This is a genomic window from Candidatus Micrarchaeum sp. (genome assembly GCF_016806735.1).
Taxonomy (GTDB): domain Archaea; phylum Micrarchaeota; class Micrarchaeia; order Micrarchaeales; family Micrarchaeaceae; genus Micrarchaeum_A; species Micrarchaeum_A acidiphilum_A.
The window spans coordinates 639931-655927 of sequence record NZ_CP060530.1 but is presented as its reverse complement, the minus strand read 5'-3'; the positions used below and the strand labels follow the sequence as shown (position 1 = coordinate 655927).

At 45.9% G+C, this 15997-nt stretch carries 17 protein-coding genes and 1 tRNA gene; 7 read left to right on the top strand and 11 right to left on the bottom strand.

Going from position 1 to position 15997, the window contains the following annotated elements; all coding sequences use genetic code 11:
• Position 1: 1 nt before the first annotated feature.
• Genes Micr_RS03520 through pdhA form a run of 3 tightly spaced genes read right to left on the bottom strand, consistent with a single transcriptional unit; the run spans position 2 to position 3298 of the window.
• Positions 2 to 1237, bottom strand: a complete 1236-nt coding sequence (locus tag Micr_RS03520; protein WP_203134299.1) for a dihydrolipoamide acetyltransferase family protein — start codon at positions 1235 to 1237, stop codon at positions 2 to 4.
• Positions 1238 to 1247: 10 nt separating this feature from the next.
• A complete protein-coding gene (locus Micr_RS03515) occupies positions 1248 to 2219 on the bottom strand; it encodes an alpha-ketoacid dehydrogenase subunit beta (protein WP_203134298.1) in 972 nt (323 codons plus the stop codon).
• Positions 2220 to 2227: 8 nt separating this feature from the next.
• Positions 2228 to 3298, bottom strand: a complete 1071-nt coding sequence (pdhA, locus tag Micr_RS03510; RefSeq protein WP_203134297.1) for a pyruvate dehydrogenase (acetyl-transferring) E1 component subunit alpha — start codon at positions 3296 to 3298, stop codon at positions 2228 to 2230.
• A gap of 114 nt (positions 3299 to 3412) precedes the next feature.
• Between pdhA and asnS the strand changes: the two genes are divergently transcribed.
• The gene (gene asnS / locus Micr_RS03505; protein WP_203134296.1) at positions 3413 to 4720 is read left to right on the top strand and encodes an asparagine--tRNA ligase; all 1308 of its coding nucleotides are present in this window, start codon (positions 3413 to 3415) and stop codon (positions 4718 to 4720) included.
• A 10-nt stretch (positions 4721 to 4730) separates the two neighbouring features.
• Positions 4731 to 5006 (top strand): peptidylprolyl isomerase, encoded by a 276-nt coding sequence (locus Micr_RS03500; RefSeq protein WP_203134295.1) that lies wholly within the window; start codon positions 4731 to 4733, stop codon positions 5004 to 5006.
• Positions 5007 to 5008: 2 nt separating this feature from the next.
• Here Micr_RS03500 and Micr_RS03495 read toward each other — a convergent pair whose 3' ends face one another.
• The 3 genes from Micr_RS03495 to Micr_RS03485 are packed head-to-tail and all read right to left on the bottom strand — an operon-like array spanning position 5009 to position 5546.
• Positions 5009 to 5149, bottom strand: a complete 141-nt coding sequence (locus tag Micr_RS03495) for a hypothetical protein (RefSeq protein WP_203134294.1) — start codon at positions 5147 to 5149, stop codon at positions 5009 to 5011.
• Positions 5146 to 5286 (bottom strand): hypothetical protein, encoded by a 141-nt coding sequence (locus tag Micr_RS03490; RefSeq protein WP_203134293.1) that lies wholly within the window; start codon positions 5284 to 5286, stop codon positions 5146 to 5148. Before Micr_RS03490 ends, Micr_RS03495 begins: the two co-directional genes overlap by 4 nt.
• Positions 5283 to 5546 (bottom strand): hypothetical protein, encoded by a 264-nt coding sequence (locus Micr_RS03485; protein ID WP_203134292.1) that lies wholly within the window; start codon positions 5544 to 5546, stop codon positions 5283 to 5285. Before Micr_RS03485 ends, Micr_RS03490 begins: the two co-directional genes overlap by 4 nt.
• Positions 5547 to 5978: 432 nt before the next feature.
• On the opposite strand from Micr_RS03485, the gene Micr_RS03480 reads away from it, so the two are divergent.
• From Micr_RS03480 to Micr_RS03470, 3 genes are all read left to right on the top strand, one after another.
• Positions 5979 to 7340: a winged helix-turn-helix transcriptional regulator gene (locus Micr_RS03480; protein ID WP_203134291.1), complete on the top strand. Its 1362-nt coding sequence runs from the start codon at positions 5979 to 5981 to the stop codon at positions 7338 to 7340.
• Between the two features lie 342 nt (positions 7341 to 7682).
• Positions 7683 to 9218: an alkaline phosphatase family protein gene (locus Micr_RS03475; protein ID WP_203134290.1), complete on the top strand. Its 1536-nt coding sequence runs from the start codon at positions 7683 to 7685 to the stop codon at positions 9216 to 9218.
• Between the two features lie 8 nt (positions 9219 to 9226).
• Positions 9227 to 10462, top strand: a complete 1236-nt coding sequence (locus Micr_RS03470) for a glycosyltransferase family 4 protein (protein WP_203134289.1) — start codon at positions 9227 to 9229, stop codon at positions 10460 to 10462.
• A 1-nt stretch (position 10463) separates the two neighbouring features.
• On the opposite strand, the gene Micr_RS03465 is transcribed toward Micr_RS03470, so the two are convergent.
• From Micr_RS03465 to Micr_RS03455, 3 genes are all read right to left on the bottom strand, one after another.
• Entirely contained in the window at positions 10464 to 11642 is a 1179-nt protein-coding gene (locus Micr_RS03465; RefSeq protein WP_203134288.1) for an alkaline phosphatase family protein, read from the bottom strand.
• Positions 11643 to 11771: 129 nt separating this feature from the next.
• Positions 11772 to 12182, bottom strand: a complete 411-nt coding sequence (locus Micr_RS03460) for a CBS domain-containing protein (RefSeq protein ID WP_226803545.1) — start codon at positions 12180 to 12182, stop codon at positions 11772 to 11774.
• A 29-nt stretch (positions 12183 to 12211) separates the two neighbouring features.
• Positions 12212 to 12700: a hypothetical protein gene (locus tag Micr_RS03455; protein WP_203134286.1), complete on the bottom strand. Its 489-nt coding sequence runs from the start codon at positions 12698 to 12700 to the stop codon at positions 12212 to 12214.
• Positions 12701 to 12823: 123 nt separating this feature from the next.
• Here Micr_RS03455 and Micr_RS03450 point away from each other — a divergent pair, with 123 nt between their 5' ends.
• Positions 12824 to 13624, top strand: a complete 801-nt coding sequence (locus Micr_RS03450; RefSeq protein ID WP_203134285.1) for a hypothetical protein — start codon at positions 12824 to 12826, stop codon at positions 13622 to 13624.
• Between the two features lie 15 nt (positions 13625 to 13639).
• On the opposite strand, the gene Micr_RS03445 is transcribed toward Micr_RS03450, so the two are convergent.
• Both Micr_RS03445 and Micr_RS03440 read right to left on the bottom strand, forming a co-directional pair.
• Positions 13640 to 13711: transfer RNA gene (locus Micr_RS03445), tRNA-Ala, on the bottom strand.
• A 50-nt stretch (positions 13712 to 13761) separates the two neighbouring features.
• A complete protein-coding gene (locus tag Micr_RS03440; RefSeq protein ID WP_203134284.1) occupies positions 13762 to 14553 on the bottom strand; it encodes a J domain-containing protein in 792 nt (263 codons plus the stop codon).
• Positions 14554 to 14608: 55 nt separating this feature from the next.
• On the opposite strand from Micr_RS03440, the gene cca reads away from it, so the two are divergent.
• Positions 14609 to 15997 (top strand): CCA tRNA nucleotidyltransferase, encoded by a 1389-nt coding sequence (gene cca, locus Micr_RS03435; protein ID WP_203134283.1) that lies wholly within the window; start codon positions 14609 to 14611, stop codon positions 15995 to 15997.

Below are 15997 nucleotides of genomic sequence, written 5' to 3'. Positions count from 1 at the left end.
CTCAAAGCATATCCAAGAATTCAGGGTCCTCCATATAGCCCTTGAACGCGTTTCCGAACTTTACCGCTTCGGCACCGTCGACAACCCTGTGGTCGAACGTCACCGTAAACGGAAGCACCTTTCCGACGACAATTGCACCGTCCTTTACTACCGGCATGTCCCTTAAGAGGGTAATTCCAAGTATGGCTACGTCGGGATAGTTTATCATAGGTATTGCCAGAAAGCCTCCTCCCAAGCTGCCCACGTTGGTTATTGTGAAGCTCGTATCCCTCATCTCTGCCAATGATATCGTCTGGTCGAGCACCTTTTTGTGAAGCGAGTCTATTTCCTTGGCTATTTCAATTATGCTCTTCTTGTCGCTGTCCTTTATAACCATGACCTTGAGGCCGTCTTTGGCCTCTGCAGCCAGGCCTATATTGTAATATTTCTTTATCACTACCTCCTGCTTGTCCCTGTCATAGCTTGCGTTGAAGCGCGGGTTTTCCTTTAGCGCTTCCACTGCCGCCTTTATTATGAAGGGCAGATACGACAGCTTGACGTTGAGCTGCTTGAGGGATTTTTCCTTCTCCTTCTGCACTATCGAATATATCGTGCTGGCATCTATCAGGTCCATGTGCGATGCCCTTGGTATCTGCCATGAAAGCTCCATGTTCTTCGCTATCGCCTTTCTCGTCTGTGACAGAGGAACGCGTTCTGTGCTCCCTGCCTGCACATTTGCGATTTGGGCTCCGGACTGCTGCGCAGGTTCCTGCGTCTTGTTCCCTGAATAAGCTTTCACGTCCGCTTCGGTTATCCTGCCATCAGGGCCTGAGCCCTTGATTTTTGAAATGTCTATACCCATGCTTTCGGCCAGATGCCTAACCGAAGGCGGTGCTAGCACGTGCCTTTGCGACTGTGGCTCTGCCGTCGTATTTGGCATAGGTTCAGAAGGTTTGGCCTTTTTGGTTCCGGCATCGGCATTTGCATTATTTTTGGCTGCAGAAGTTCCAGCGTTATTTAGCTCGGCAGAGCTGCCGACATAAGCCATTACATCTCCTACCTTTACGTCAGTGCCCTCCTTTGCCATTATTCTTATCTTTCCGGAAGATGGGGCAGGTATGCTTACTACTGCCTTGTCCGTTTCCACCTGCGCAACCGGCTGATCCTCCTTCACGTCTGACATGTCTGCCACGAGCCATTTTTGTATATGCCCCTCTGTTATGCCTTCCCCAATATCAACGAATTTTATCTCGTCCATTAAGAGCACCTCACATTTCCAAAAGCCTCTCGATCGCTTCTATTACTCTCTTTTCGTTTGGCAGGTAATAATTCTCATAGCCCGGCATCGGATAGGGCAGGCTCGGAGACGTTATGCGTGTTATTGGTGCGTCTATCTCGTATATCGCCTTGTCGGCTATTATTGCAGAAACCTCTGCTCCGACTCCGAAGCTCATCGGAGCCTCATGCACTATTATGACCTTGCCAGTCTTCTTGGCTGCATCGACTATTGCATCTTCGTCAAGCGGATTTATTGTCCTTAGGTCAAGAACCTCTGCACTTATTCCTGGCTTTTTTTCAAGAGCCTTTTCCACGACGTTTACCATGGTTCCATACGTTATTATCGTAATATCCTCTCCTTCTCTTACGGTCCTGGCCTTTCCTATCGGAACCTCGAACATTTCCTCGGGCACCTCCTGCTTGAACAGCCTGTAGAGCTTTGTCGGTTCCAGGAACAATACCGGGTCATTGCCGTGTATTGCGCTTGTAAAAAGGCCCTTTGCGTCGTAAGGCGTCGATGGCTCGACCACAACCAAGCCACCCACATGCGAATATTCTGCTTCCGGGCTTTCGGAATGGTGTTCCAATGTCTTTACGCCTCCGCTCACCGGGGTTCTTATTACCATTGGCAGCGATACATTGGACCTTGTCCTGGATCTGTACCTTGCCGCGTGGTTTACTATCTGTGAATATCCGAGGTACATAAAGCCTGCGAACTGTATCTCAGGCACCGGCTTGAGCCCGGCTATGGCCATCCCTATGGATGTGCCTATTATGCTGGATTCTGCCAGGGGCGTATCTATCACCCTGTCTTTGGTGTACTTGTCTACAAGCCCATCCGTAACCCTGAACACTCCTCCGTCCTTTCCTATGTCCTCCCCAAGAAGCACTACTCTTTTGTCTTCGGCCATTGCCAGGTCAAGTGCATTGTTTATTGCCTGGACCATGTTCATCATTGCCATAATGCCACCTATTGCCAATAATTGCTATTCTTAGCGTTTTCAAGCTGCTCTTCCAGAATCTTTGGCATCTGTGAATACACATTCTTGAATACGGAGTCTGGGTCAGGCCTGAATTCGTCAGCCTTTGCAAGCGCTTCGTCTATGCTTTTCAGCTGCTCGTCTTTAAGCGCGTTCTCCTTGGAATCGTCCCAAAGCCCCTTTGCCCTGAGGTAAGTCCCGAGCCTAGCTATCGGATCGCGCTTCTTCCACGCTTCAACCTCCGAGTCCTCCCTGTACTTTGTCGGGTCGTCGGAAGTGGTGTGCATGCTCATCCTGTATGTCAAGCATTCTATAACATAAGGCTTGCCCGAACGCGCGCTTTCTATTGCGTCTCGCGTTGCCTTGTACACTGCAACTACGTCGTTGCCGTCTACCTGTATCGAGTCTATGCCTGCTGCAACTGCCTTCTGTGCAAGCGTCTGGGCCGCAGTCTGCTCCGACCTTGGCACTGATATGGCCCACTGGTTGTTCTCTATTATGACAACTAGCGGTACCTTGAAAACTCCAGCAAAATTTATTGCTTCGTAGAAATCGCCTTCAGAAGTGCCCCCATCGCCAACGTATGCTACTACTACAGAATCCTCTTTCATATACTTCTTCGCGAACGCTATGCCAGCGGCGTGCGGCATCTGCGTAGCCACTGGAACTATCACCGGGGTCATGTTGAGCTTTTTGTCTATTATTGCACCTTCTTCATATCCTTTCCAATACACGAAGAACTGCTCCAGTGGAAGCCCTCTTGCTATATAAACTCCGTGCTGCCTGAAGTTGGGCACTGCAAAATCATTCTGACGCATTGCCATTGCACTGCCTATCTGCGTGGCTTCCTCTCCAATAAGGGGCGCATATGTGGCCAATTTTCCCTGCCTCTGGAGGCTCAGCGCCTTGGCATCCAAGTTTCTTGCAAGATTCATCATCTTGTAAAATCCTACAAGCTCTTGGTCCTGCAAATCATTCGGCATGAGCTGCTGATCTATTGAGCCGTTTTCATCCATTACCTGCATGTACTTTATCGTAGCGCTAAAAGCGTCCTTCAACATTCAAACACCCTTAGAGCCAATCGCATTTGGCATTATTAACACTTTCCAAAATCCGACAAAACGTGTGTACAAAAGCAATTTAAATGCAAAGAAAGAAATAAATCCGGTGTTTCAATGGCATATTCGCACGCTTCTGAAGTGCCCCAAAAATTGGGCAAGGAGGTATCCCTAAGGGGATGGGTTTACAGAAAAAGGGAAAGTGGAGGAATAATATTCATAATAGTCAGGGACAGGACCGGTACCATACAGGCATCAATAAAAAAGGACAATGTGGATGCGAAGACGTGGAAGGCGGCGCAGGACGCAATAATAGAATCAAGCGTGGAGCTCAAGGGTTCTGTCAAGAAGGACGAAAGAGCCCCTTCGGGATACGAAATAGAGGGCAGCGTCTTCAAGACTATAAGCATAGGCGAACCCTATCCGATAACGGAATATCAGAGCACTGAGCTGTTGCTTGACAAGCGCCACCTGTGGCTAAGGAGCGTCAAGATGACAAACATAATGAAGCTCCGCTCCTACTTCTTCAGATATTTGAGGAAATTCCACGACGGAAAGGGATTCTACGAGATAACTCCGCCGCTCATAACGAGGTCTGCAGGCGAGACCGGCGCAGACATGTTTCCAATAGATTATTTCGGACAGGAAGCGTTCCTTACAGAATCCTCGCAGCAGTACGCCGAGGCGATGATATACTCGCTGGAAAAGGTTTACACCTTTGCGCCATCGTACAGGGCCGAGAAGTCGAGGACCGTAAAGCACCTTGCGGAGTACTGGCACCTTGAGATGGAGGCCGCGCACTATAATCTCGACAAGCTTATGAAGTTCGAGGAGGAAATGGTAAGCTATGTTGCGGGACAGCTGGTCAAGAACAACGAGGACGAGCTGAAGCAGCTAAATGTGGACATGGAGTCGCTAAAGAGAATAAGGGCTCCGTTCAAGCGCATAACCTATGAACAGGCTTTGGAGATACTGAATCAGAAGGGCAAGAACCTGAAATGGGGCGACGACTTCGGCGTAGATGAGGAAAGATTGCTGACAGAAGAGGAAGAAAAGCCGGTTTTCGTAATGTACTGGCCAAGGGAGCTGAAGGCTTTCTACCAGCCGATAAACCCCAAGGATGAGCGCACCACCATGAGCGTAGACCTGCAGGCTCCCCACGGGCACGGTGAGATAATAGGGGCAAGCGAGAGGATATGGAAGTATGACGAGCTCATGCAGCGCTTCAAGGAGTTCGAAATAGCCAAGAACATAAAGTTCAACATGGCAAACTACGAGTGGTACATAGATCTGAGGCGCTACGGCAGCGTGCCGCATGCAGGGTACGGCCTTGGCACTGAAAGGCTCATCAAATGGATGCTAAACCTGGACCACATAAGGGACGCGATACCGTTCCCAAGGATGATAAACAGGGTCTATCCGTAATGGTTTTGGCATGGCAGAAAAGATCCGCTGCTCGCACATACTCGTGGAAAAGCTTTCGCAAGCCCAGCAGGCAATGGAACTCTTGAAAAAGGGTGAAAGCTTTGAATCCCTTGCGCAGAAATATTCAATCGACAGCTCAAGGAAACGAGGTGGCGATCTTGGGTATTTCGGCCATGGTGTCATGGTCAAGGAGTTCGAAAAGGCAGCCTTCTCTCTAGAAAAAGGCCAGGTATCCGAAATAGTAAAAACCCAGTTCGGCTACCACATAATAAAAAGAACCGCATGACATTATTCCTGCTCGTCGGCCCAGACGAACCTGTATATGTTTGAGCTTTCTTTTACCATTGCCACCGGCCTTGCGTTCATGGCGTCCATTTCCAGGAATCTTTCAAGCTTCCTGTGCTTCATAATTTTGAATGGGTTGATCATGCCCGCTCACCATATTTTTCTTTCATGTACTTGTCGACTATCTTTGCCTGCAGCCTTTCCAACTGTTCCCTTATCTCCGGGTCGTTGAGAAGGTACTCCTTTACTTTCTTGTCTACGCTGCTTTCGAAGATCTTCATTTCATCGCCTTTTTGAGCTCCATTGCGCTGAGGAACCTTCCATATTTAGGGCCTGCAACCTCCGCTATTGACTTCTGTACCTTGTCGTAGGTCTTCTCGTCGAACTTCGCCTTTACCATGTAGCCGATGTCTCCTTCTGTGACGCAGACTTCCTGCACCTCGTCTATGCCCAAAAGCTTTTCCGCCAGTTCGTTTATGTCGGTTCCCTTCTGCGGCTTTATGAAGAAGAAGCTGTGAAGGAAATCGTCCTTTGTCCGCAACCTATATACTCTATTGTTTTCTTATCCCCTTTCATTTTTTTACCCCTTTATACTAATTATCGTGAAATTTGAAGAAAAAGAAGTGCCAAAAGGCAGTGCAGAAACAATGCAGGTGGGAAGCCAGGGGTCAGCGAAGTTGAATGGTGGGCATTCTAGAACATGGAAAAATGATATATGAAATATATTTTTCATTCCCGACCCCCTGGCTTGAGTAATATTAGGGCTTTTCTTGAATAAATAGCCTACCGCAAAAATATATACAAAATTATAACAATATTGCTAAAATACAAATATAAATTTGTATTAATAACTATTTATAATAAAAACTAAACTAATATGCAGTTAAATTTTCAAAATAATATTAGAATTGCATAAAATTAAAATACTATAAGCCTATATAAATATTATAATACAAAGCAACATGGTGTCCATATGTACAAGCGTCGTGCGAAAGAGGTGCCAAAAGATATAAAAGCTACTTTCGAAGAGCTGAAGAAAAAGCTACAGAGACATCTTTCTCTCGTCGAGATAAAGGGAAAATATTATGTAAACGAAACAGCCACGCAATTTTCCGAGAAGAAGGGTGGAAAGGTAACGGTCTCCAGATATTTGGGCAAGATAGAGCCCGATGGCAGTTTCACGGAGGCCATGCACAGAAAAAAAGAGACAAAGGTCAAGAATATAAGGGAATTCATCATCGCTAAAAAATCCGAATCCGAAGGCGACGATTTATTATACCCGGACGACATAGACCTGAAGCTGCTTGAGATGCTCAGCGCAAATGGGAGATCATCGGTTATGGTGCTCTCGAAAGCCCTGGGATTCAGCCAAGCGGCGTGCAAATACAGGATACAAAGGCTGGAAAGGAGGTACGGCATAAAATATACAGTAGAAGTAGGGCCAAGGCCTTTCAATTTCTTCAGGTATGTTGCGCTTGTAAGGTTCGGCAGGAACAAGCCGGATATGGCAGCATTAAGAAAGGTCATAGCAAGGGAGCCGTTGGTGCAGCTGGCGTTGTCGCTTAAAGGCAGGCACGACCTTTTCCTCTACATGCTTGCGGAGAACACCCAATTATTGGAAGACGCAATATACAGGATGAGATCGGATCCTGCAATCTCAAGATACAAAGCGTATTGGAATGTAACATACGTATCCAGGGCATACGGATATCTACCCTTAAGGCAGGAGTTTATAGAAACACTTAGTGAAAAGGTCTGGCGCAGGAGCAAAGAGCATCCGAGAAAGATTCCTGGCCAGCTCCTCGAAAGGGAGTATCTTGTGCTGAACGAGCTCAATAAGGACGGCAGGGCAAGCTTTGCGGATTTAGACAAAAAGTTAAACCTCAATCCAGGCGCATCTGACTACACTTATAACAGATTGATAGAAAAAGGGATGATAGAAAGGATAACGATAAACATTGAAAAACCCCAGATGAAATATCCTTCGCTGTTTGTAGTTAAGCAGCCAGACATAAACACTTTCAACGTCCACAGGAACGAGTTCATGGCAAAACTCATCTCCCTGCCCAGAACCCCTGCAAATACTATATGTTTGGAAGGCGATATAGGCGTGCCATACGGTCTTGTATACATAATGCCCATCTACACAACCACTGAATCAGCAATAAAAGCGATTTCTGACATGTCAAAACAGAGTACAAAAGACATCAAAGATTACATAATAACCGACACGATAATAGGCTCTTTGGGCTTTAGAAGATCCCCTCCGGAAATAACTAACCAGTACAAATACCTTATGAAAAGCCAGCAATCAAAAGAAATAGACAAATCTTAATCTTATGTTTTTAATGTCCTCCTGCTCCTCCCATCATTATCACCAAATATTTATATTTCACAGCAAAATGGAACAGATGCCTCTAAATATATTTCTAATCCTTGCTGTTTAATTATGTATACGATGCAAAATCCCATCCGTTCTGCATTCTTTATCTGTGGCTCCTTAAGGTCGGGCTGACCATAAAAGTAGCAACAACCACAAAACTCTCCTATAAAGGCCCTGCAGTATTCATGGTGAATAGCCACATATCACAAAGCTTTAAATTTTTGATATAAACAATTCATTAATCCGCAATCTGCATGCTATGCATGCGTTATATCCATATCCTTCGGCGTTGTCATGAGAAAAAAACTTTATCTGGTAGGCATAGACGCAGCACCACTATGGCTAATAAAGGAAAACATCAACAAATACAAGCTGTCGGGCTTCGGGCGCTTTTTCAAGGATGGTGCATTAACCAACATGGAGTCCACTCTGCCACCTATGACAGGACCTTCGTGGCCCAGTATCTATACCGGCTTCAGGCCTGGCGACCATGGAGTTCCAGAATTCTTGGAGATGGAGCCCAGCTATACAAAATCTGTCGTATACTACAATCCGGAGATAAAAGAGCCATTCTGGGAGAAGCTCGCAAGGAATGGCTACAAAAGCCTGATAATAACTCCGGCCATGCTCGTAAAGCCTACAAAAAGCGAGAACGTAGACATGATAACTGGTTTTCCTCTTCCTGCAAAGTATAGCTCTAAGTACGTGCAGAAAATAGCCGAAAGCAACGGCTTTTCCGGAGAGCCGGACATAGAAGCGGACATAAAGTCCGGAAAGATTACGCTGTCCCAGGCTTCGGAAGCGTTTCAGGAGAGCATAAAAAAGCGCTCAAACGTGGCAATGGAGATGCTTAACAAGAAGGACTACGATTTCGCATTCATATGCTTTACAGAAGAAGACAGGATCCAACACTTTTCGCTGAATCTCAAGGAATGGAAGGATTACGTCATGCCGCTCTACGAGCGCATATCCGAATTCCTGGTCTGGCTCGAAAAGCGGGCGGAGAGCGAAGGTGCCGCGATAATGATGGTATCTGACCACGGAGCGCAGCCAATAAAAGAGAAATTCCTTATAAACGGCTGGCTCATAAACAACGGCTACGCCAAGCTAAAGCCTGAGCTGGAACAGGCGATAAGCAATTCCAGCGCCATAAGCTCTATGAAGTATTCAGTAAGGGAGAAAATACTGAAGAGCATGAACAGGAGCGGGTCCAGGAAGGTGCTTTACGACAAGCTCCCGAAGGGGCTCAAAAGGATTAGCAAGGATGCGTTCTCTGCGGTGCTAAAGGGGGCTTCTTCGGAAGACTATACAAGGCTTCATGATTTCGACTACGATATGCACAGGACCAAGGCTTTCGCCAGCATAGCGAACACCATAGTGTGCACCATATTCATAAACGACTCCAGATTCGAGCACGGCATAGTAAAGAAAACGGAGAAGAAAAAACTGAAGCAGGAGCTCATGCGCAAGTTGTCGCAGGTAAAAGGAAAGGACGGCAAGAACCTTATTGTCAACGTATTCGATGCTGACGATTATTACGAGGGGACAAAGCTATTCATAGCCCCTGACGTAATGGCAGAAATAAAGCCGGGCTATCTGATAGACGCATTCGGCTACCAGAAGAGTGGCAACCTCTTCATGGAACCGGAAATGGCGAAAAGGGGGGACCACATCCGCAACGGCATATTCGGAATACTGTCCAGCAACATGCGAATAGACTATAAGAAAATAGAAAAAAGCAAGCTTTATGTCTACAACGTGGCGCCAACGATACTTAAATACTTCGACTGCAGCATAGATACCGACAGAAGATACAAGCCAATATTCTAGGTTTTTTAATGGCAAGGGTATTGATATTCGATACAAGCTCAAGGCTTGGCGCAGTTGGCGGAGCGCAGAGGGTTGCGGCAAACCTATTCTATGAGCTCCCCAAGCACGGCATCACAACTTTTTACCTGGGATACATGACCGACTATTTCAGGGGCCCTAGCAAGAACGCGATGTTCCTCAAGGAGTCCAAGCAGAAAGCTCTCAAGCAAGCTGGAGAGCGACACATGCTGCAGAGTCTGATAGAGAACAGGCTTGTAAGGGCTGGATATTACGCATCCTATTCGTTGAGGGGCATAAACACTTCAGAGATGGAGGCATTCGTATCCAAAATCAAGCCTGACGTTGTGCTGGCAAGCTCGATTCTGGACTACGTGATATTAAAAAGGCTCAAGGCCAAAATGCCCCGGGCAAAAATAATCTACATAGAGCATGCAAACGCATCCGGCAAATACGAGGGCGCTTTCGATTACAACATAATGCAGCTGACATTTGGCACCGGTCCATTCGTTGGGCTGGAAAGGGCCAGAAGGAGGTTCTTCGGCTTCTTCGACGGTGTTATTGCCCTAAACATGGAGCAGTACGAAGCAGTGAAGAGATACAATGGCAACGTAAAAATAATACACAGCAGCTCCCTGCTTGAGGGCAGCAGGCCAAGCAAGGCGCAACTGGAACGCTTCAAGCAAAAACTCGGCATAAGCGGCAAGAAGATCGTGCTGTATTTGGGAAGGCTTGCAGAAGCCCAAAAGAACGTCAGTGCCCTGATAAAAGCCTTTACCGAAACCAAGGGAGAAGACATGCGCTTGCTCGTAGTCGGAGACGGCAAGTCAAGACCATTATATGACCAAATGGCAGCCGAAGACCAGCGCATCATGGTTGTGGGCAGGATTGAAGAAGAAATGCTGCCATATTACTACTCTTCATCGGATCTGTATGTGCTTCCGTCGATATGGGAATCGTTCAACGCCACGTTCATAGAAGCGGCAACTTTCGGCGTTCCTCTGCTGCTTTCGGAGAATGCGGTAAACAAGGACATAAAGACAAGGTTTGGCAAAAGGCTCCTGCTCTTCAATCCCAACGATATCGAAGAACTCAGGGAAAAAATGAATATTGCGATATACGATAGCGCGGAGAGGAAGGAGCTCATTTCGCTGTCTGGCGACATTGCCAAGGAATACAGCAAGAAAGCGCAGATGGACGCGTATGCCTCTGCGATAAAACACCTTTTGGATTCCGGAAAACTCTAAGTTAACCTACCTTTAGTATAGGTATCTCCATCTCTTCGGGGCTCATGCCTCCATGCGTTCCCCTGTTCTCGCTCATGCGCGGATTGGATGCCTTTCCTTTGCTCCTGTTGTAGTCGTTGAAGCTGAACGTGTTGTTGCCCAGCGCGATGCCTGTCTTGTCAGCAAGGTTGTATCTGGCGAATTCGGAAACATTCTTGCTTCCGAATATTCCTGCCTTTATCAATTCGTCCGTATCGAAAAGCACAGCTTTCTTCGAGTATTTTCTTTCGAAATAATCTTCGAAGCCCTTTTCCTTTCCATCGGCTATCTTCATGTTAAAGCTCCTTCCGTTGCCGAAAACCGGCATCTCGAGAAATTTCATGAGCTCGTCGTCCCACCACACATTGGTCTTAAGCCTGCTGTCGACAACTATCTGCCCATGGTCGGAAAAGATGAAGAGCTCGGTATTTGATTTCCTGAGCTTTTCTTCAAGCTCCATTATGTCCCTGAAAAGCCTTGCAACCAATCTTACGGTTTCGTTTCCGCTCTTGGAATACCTGTGGCTGAAATGATCCAGCGCATCGGTATAAGCATATGCGAAATCAAAGTCGCCCTTTTTCAGCAGTGCTTCTATGCCTACGAAAAGGTCTTCATTTCCGGTGTGCGGCACGTACCTGACGCCGCTGCAGAAAGCGCTGCGCATCTCTTTTTCCAGGACCTGATCTCTCATCAAATATACAAATCTTTTTTTGAGGCGTATCCTTTCCAGGAGAGAAGGCCTGGGCATGAGCATAGGTGCCAGCCCCTTTATCTCATCACTTGATGGCATCCAGGAAAGCCTGAACGGGTTTATCATGGTGCCATAGTCCTTCGAAAAAAAGTCCCCGACTATTCCGTGTTCCGAAACATATTTGCCTGAATTCAAGCTTATGATTACGGAGGGAGTAAAAGAAGGAAACATTGTGCTTGCCTTTTCCAGGCCGTTTCTTCCTATAAAGTCGGAAAGCTTTTTGTCTGACTTCGCGGCTTTTTCTAGGGTATCATAGCCTAGCCCGTCAATTATAAGTACGACTCTTTTTTTCCCGCTTTTAAGATGCCTTCCACGTCCTTCTGCGAACTCCTTCATCAGGGAAAGATTGCTATTTCTAAAATCGGGTATCTTGAAACCTGTCTCTTCCAGTTCTGAAATAATACTTGGCAAAACAACACCTCGCACCTCTTTGTCTCAAAGAATTATTAAGCCTTTTTTTGAGTGCGAAGCCATCACAAAATGAAAACAGCGCAATGCGCAAGGCTGCAGGATTGCTTATGCTGTGCTAACAAAAATTCTTCATCTAAACAGATTTATAAGATATCCTGCATGCTTTATTACGTCTCCTTCTGTCATTATTCCCTTAAGTTTTCCATCAAGGCTGACTATGCAGAGCTTTTTTATGTGCTTGACTGCCATAAGCCTGGCGGCGGAAGAAAGCTCTATATCATCGGTTATTGTTATGACCGGTGTTGTCATTACATCTTTTGCAACCGTTGTTTTTGGGTCTTTGTCTTCCGCTATCACGTTCCTGACTATGTCTCCCTCAGTAACTATTCCGAGGGGATACATGTTTTCGTCAACAACTATTACCGACCCTATCTCTTTCTCAGACATAAGCTTTGCTATGTTGGATACCAAATCGTTAGGCTTGGCTATGACTACATCCTTTGTCATTGCGTCTTCTACTATTATGTCACTGCCGTTCATCATGCTCATCTAGCAATGGAGTTTAAGTATTATAAAAGTTCTTTTTTGAGCTTAAGCTTTTCCAACAATGCTTCTATTGCAATTCCAACAACTTTGTCTGCCTTTTCTATATTTGATTCCGTATGAGGCACGTGTTTGCACACATATATCGTTTGTCCGGGAAAGTTTCCCGTATATGGGCTGTTCTGGAATTGATTTATGCTCTCCCCTGAACTTTCCAACCTGAAAATATTTGCAGAGTACTCCTTGCCATAAAGCTTGTCAAGCTTGTTGAGCTCAAATTGCTTTGCAGGGTCCAGCATGTTTCTGCTTGCGTATTCAAATTCGGCTTCGCGATTTTCGCGTATTGCCATAAAATCATCGAGAAGGCCCTTTGCTATGCTGTTCTCGTCATATGCATTGGCTTTTCTGAGTATCTTGTAAAAAAACGAATGTGCTTTTATTACTTTATCCTCGTTATCTCTTATCCTGTCAAGCGCAGTTTCAATCGCATTGTTGCTTTTTGAGGTAATTTCCAAAGAATCACCAAAGATAAAACTGCTGCAATAATACTTAAATCTAACTAACAATTCTGATTCTTTATAAAATTTATACAAAAGCTTTAAAAACAAAATACGTTCAAAAACTTTTTAGGCGATAGGGTGGGAACTGTAAAAACTCATGAAAACCTTTATTCAGCGAAAGCGCGCGATATGCGCTTTGAATACGCGGAAAAAGCTATAGGCGAACTAAAGGCTTCTGCAAGCCAGGAATTCAAGACTTCAGTGTCTGGAATAAGGTCTTTGATTACTTCGTTGAAATCGCTGGAGAACTATAACGAAGACTTCATGTACGAGCCGGCAGTATACCTGGAAAAGATAGAGCGATACGGATCCAAACTTCTTAGCACGATAAACTCATTGTACAAGCTGATTTACGATTCCAGCACCGCAGAAATAAGGCGCCTTGCAGACAACTACATAAATGCCATAGTCGATAGCCATGCCGGAGAGCTTTTTTCCAACTACGATTATTATGAAGAATACAAAAAAGCCAACGAGGAAAAGGACGAGATGCTAAAGGGCCGCATGCTGAAATACCTGCGACGCGATATACAGGTACTCAAGAATTCGCGAAAAGAGTTTTATTCAAAACACCAGGAATATGCACATGCAGTCAGGGACGGCGAAGATTCCAGGCAGGTTCAAACAATGCAGGCCATGTTCATAATGAAGGAGCTTTCAGACTTTGGCTCCATAAAGTTCGAAAAATTAGAAGATTGGCTCGAATCAAAGAAAAATTATATAGAAACAAATACAAACAAACACGTTGACGAGGCAAGAAGCATACTGTCAGAGCTAAAGGGATTCAGGCAATACATGCTTTCGCTTCCTGCAGATGATGACTTTTCAGGAGATATGGACGTTGAGCTAAAGCTCCACGGCAGGGAACTCAGGAAATGATTGCATAAAAATTTATGGACTCTGCGGGATTCGCACCCGCGACCCCCTCGTTGCGAACGAGGTGCTCTACTACTGAGCCAAGAGCCCTTAAATAAAGCTGCAATTATTTATATCTGCATAATAAAAAACTTTCCGAATCATCTTATGCTCTTGTAAAGGATTTCCTTCTGCTTTTGCTCTATCGGCATTATCCTTTCCCTGGCATTGGCAAATGCAATATCTGCATACGACCTTACGGTGTAGCCTTTCCTCAAGGACTCGTTTATGCCGCTTATGCACCTGTTGGCCGAAGCCATTGCATCAAGGTTATCCCTGCTTATCTTTTGCTCGAAGCCAACACATTTCTGCTTGTGCCTCTCGAGCGCCTTGAGCCTTTTGTCAAGCCTTCCCGTTATCGCTTTTTCTACCCTGCTGAACCTCTTGTTCCAATCGCAGAAGTCTGCTACGATTGCGCTGAATTCCTGCTTTGTTACTCCCCTTCTGGCAATGCCGACCATTTTGTCGTAATCGGAATTCCTGAGCTTGACGTACAGCTCCAGCGCCAGCTTCTCCATCGCGGCAACGCTCTTCTTCTCGTCGCGCAAATTGTCAACTCCGAGGCTCTTTTCGCTCAGGGCCGAATAAGCTTCGTTCACCAGCTTCATCATTTCTTCTGCATTTTCCTCCCTGCTTATGTCTGGGTGGTACTCCTTCGCCCTGCTTATATATGCACTTCTTATCTTAGTCTTGTCTGAGGTTGGCTTTATGCCAAGCGCGGAGAAATACTTTTTTATGTCCTTGTCATCTTCACTTCCTGGAAAGATATATTCAATCTCTTTGTCGATGCCTTCCTCCAGGGCTGTGGCCTTCCGGCTCAGGGCCCTGGACTTTTTCTCAACGTTTCCTCTTCCGAACATCAAGCCTATGCTTTTTATAGCTGAAAACGCCATTTTCATCAACAGTGCATAAAAATTTAATCCATCGCTGCAATATTATACCGGTTCTATGGTTAATAAAGCATCGCTGGAAACTCTTTTTGGCAGGATACTCAAGGATATAGTCCCTACCAAAAGCGAAATAGATGACCTCAACGAATATTCAAATGAGCTCATGGGCAGGCTCAAAGCGGTAATGCCGAAGGATGTAGAGATAATACTGGCCGGCTCTGTGGCTCGCGGCACCCAGATAAGGGGAAAATCAGACATAGACATATTCCTGCTATTTCCGAAATATCTCGAAGAGCGGAAGATGGAAGAAGACGCCATAAAGCTTGCCAAGAAGGCAGTACTGAAAAGCCGCGGGGAGAGCTACGAAATAAACTATGCAGAGCACCCATACCTGAAGCTCAAGAATGAGAAAAGGGGCATATATGCTGACATAGTTCCGGCATTCAAAATCAGGGACTCCAGCGAGAGGGGCAGCTCTGTGGACCGCACGCAGCTCCATAATATCTTCGTGCTGGAAAACCTGAATGACAGGCAGAAGGATGAAGTAAGGATCTTAAAATACCTGCTCCAACGCCACAACATATACGGTGCGGAATCAAGCAGGCACGCATTCTCAGGCTATCTGTGCGAGCTGCTGATGGCGCATTACAAAAGCATGCTCGCGCTTCTGGAGGGCATTTCATCATCGAAACTTCCATTGTTTATAGACGTAAAGGCAAATATTGAGCTCTCCGGAGCTTCAGTACCGAAGGAGGAGCAGAGAAGATTCAACTCCCCGCTCATAGTCATAGACCCGACGGATCAAAACAGGAATGTGGCTGCCAGCGTATCCTCGGAATCTATCTCCAGGCTGATGCTCCTGGCAAGGAATTTGCTGTCAAACCCTTCCGAAAGCGCGTTCTACGGGTTCAAATATTCTGATGACAAAAAGGCATCGCAGCTGTCCAAGTTCGTAAAAGCCAGCGGGCTGCAGCTTGATGCCCTGTGCTTCAAGCTAAGCAACATATCCGAAGATACCCTATGGCCGCAGCTTGAAAAACTGAAAAACAGGATAGAGCACGAAGCAGACACGAACGGCTTGAACATAACCATTTCGTTTTCAAGGATAGAATCGGGCATGGGGACGATAGCCATCCTGCACAATATGCAGAAGCTTGGAATAAGGAGGATAATGGGCCCTGACGTTACCATAAGGGTTGCCGCTGACGAATTTATAAGAAAACATGGCGGTCAGATGAAGATTAGCGTAGATGGCACAAGGCTAGTCGCATTGGAAAAGCCAAAATACATAGACGTGAATGACATGCTTTCAAAGATCATCTCCGACAAGAAGTTCCTTTTTACCAAGGACATAAAAAAGAGCCAGTGCAAGCTCTATTCGAAAAACATTCCCGTGCAATACGCCCTTGTCGTATATCACGGAATTGCAGAAAGGCTCAACATATGA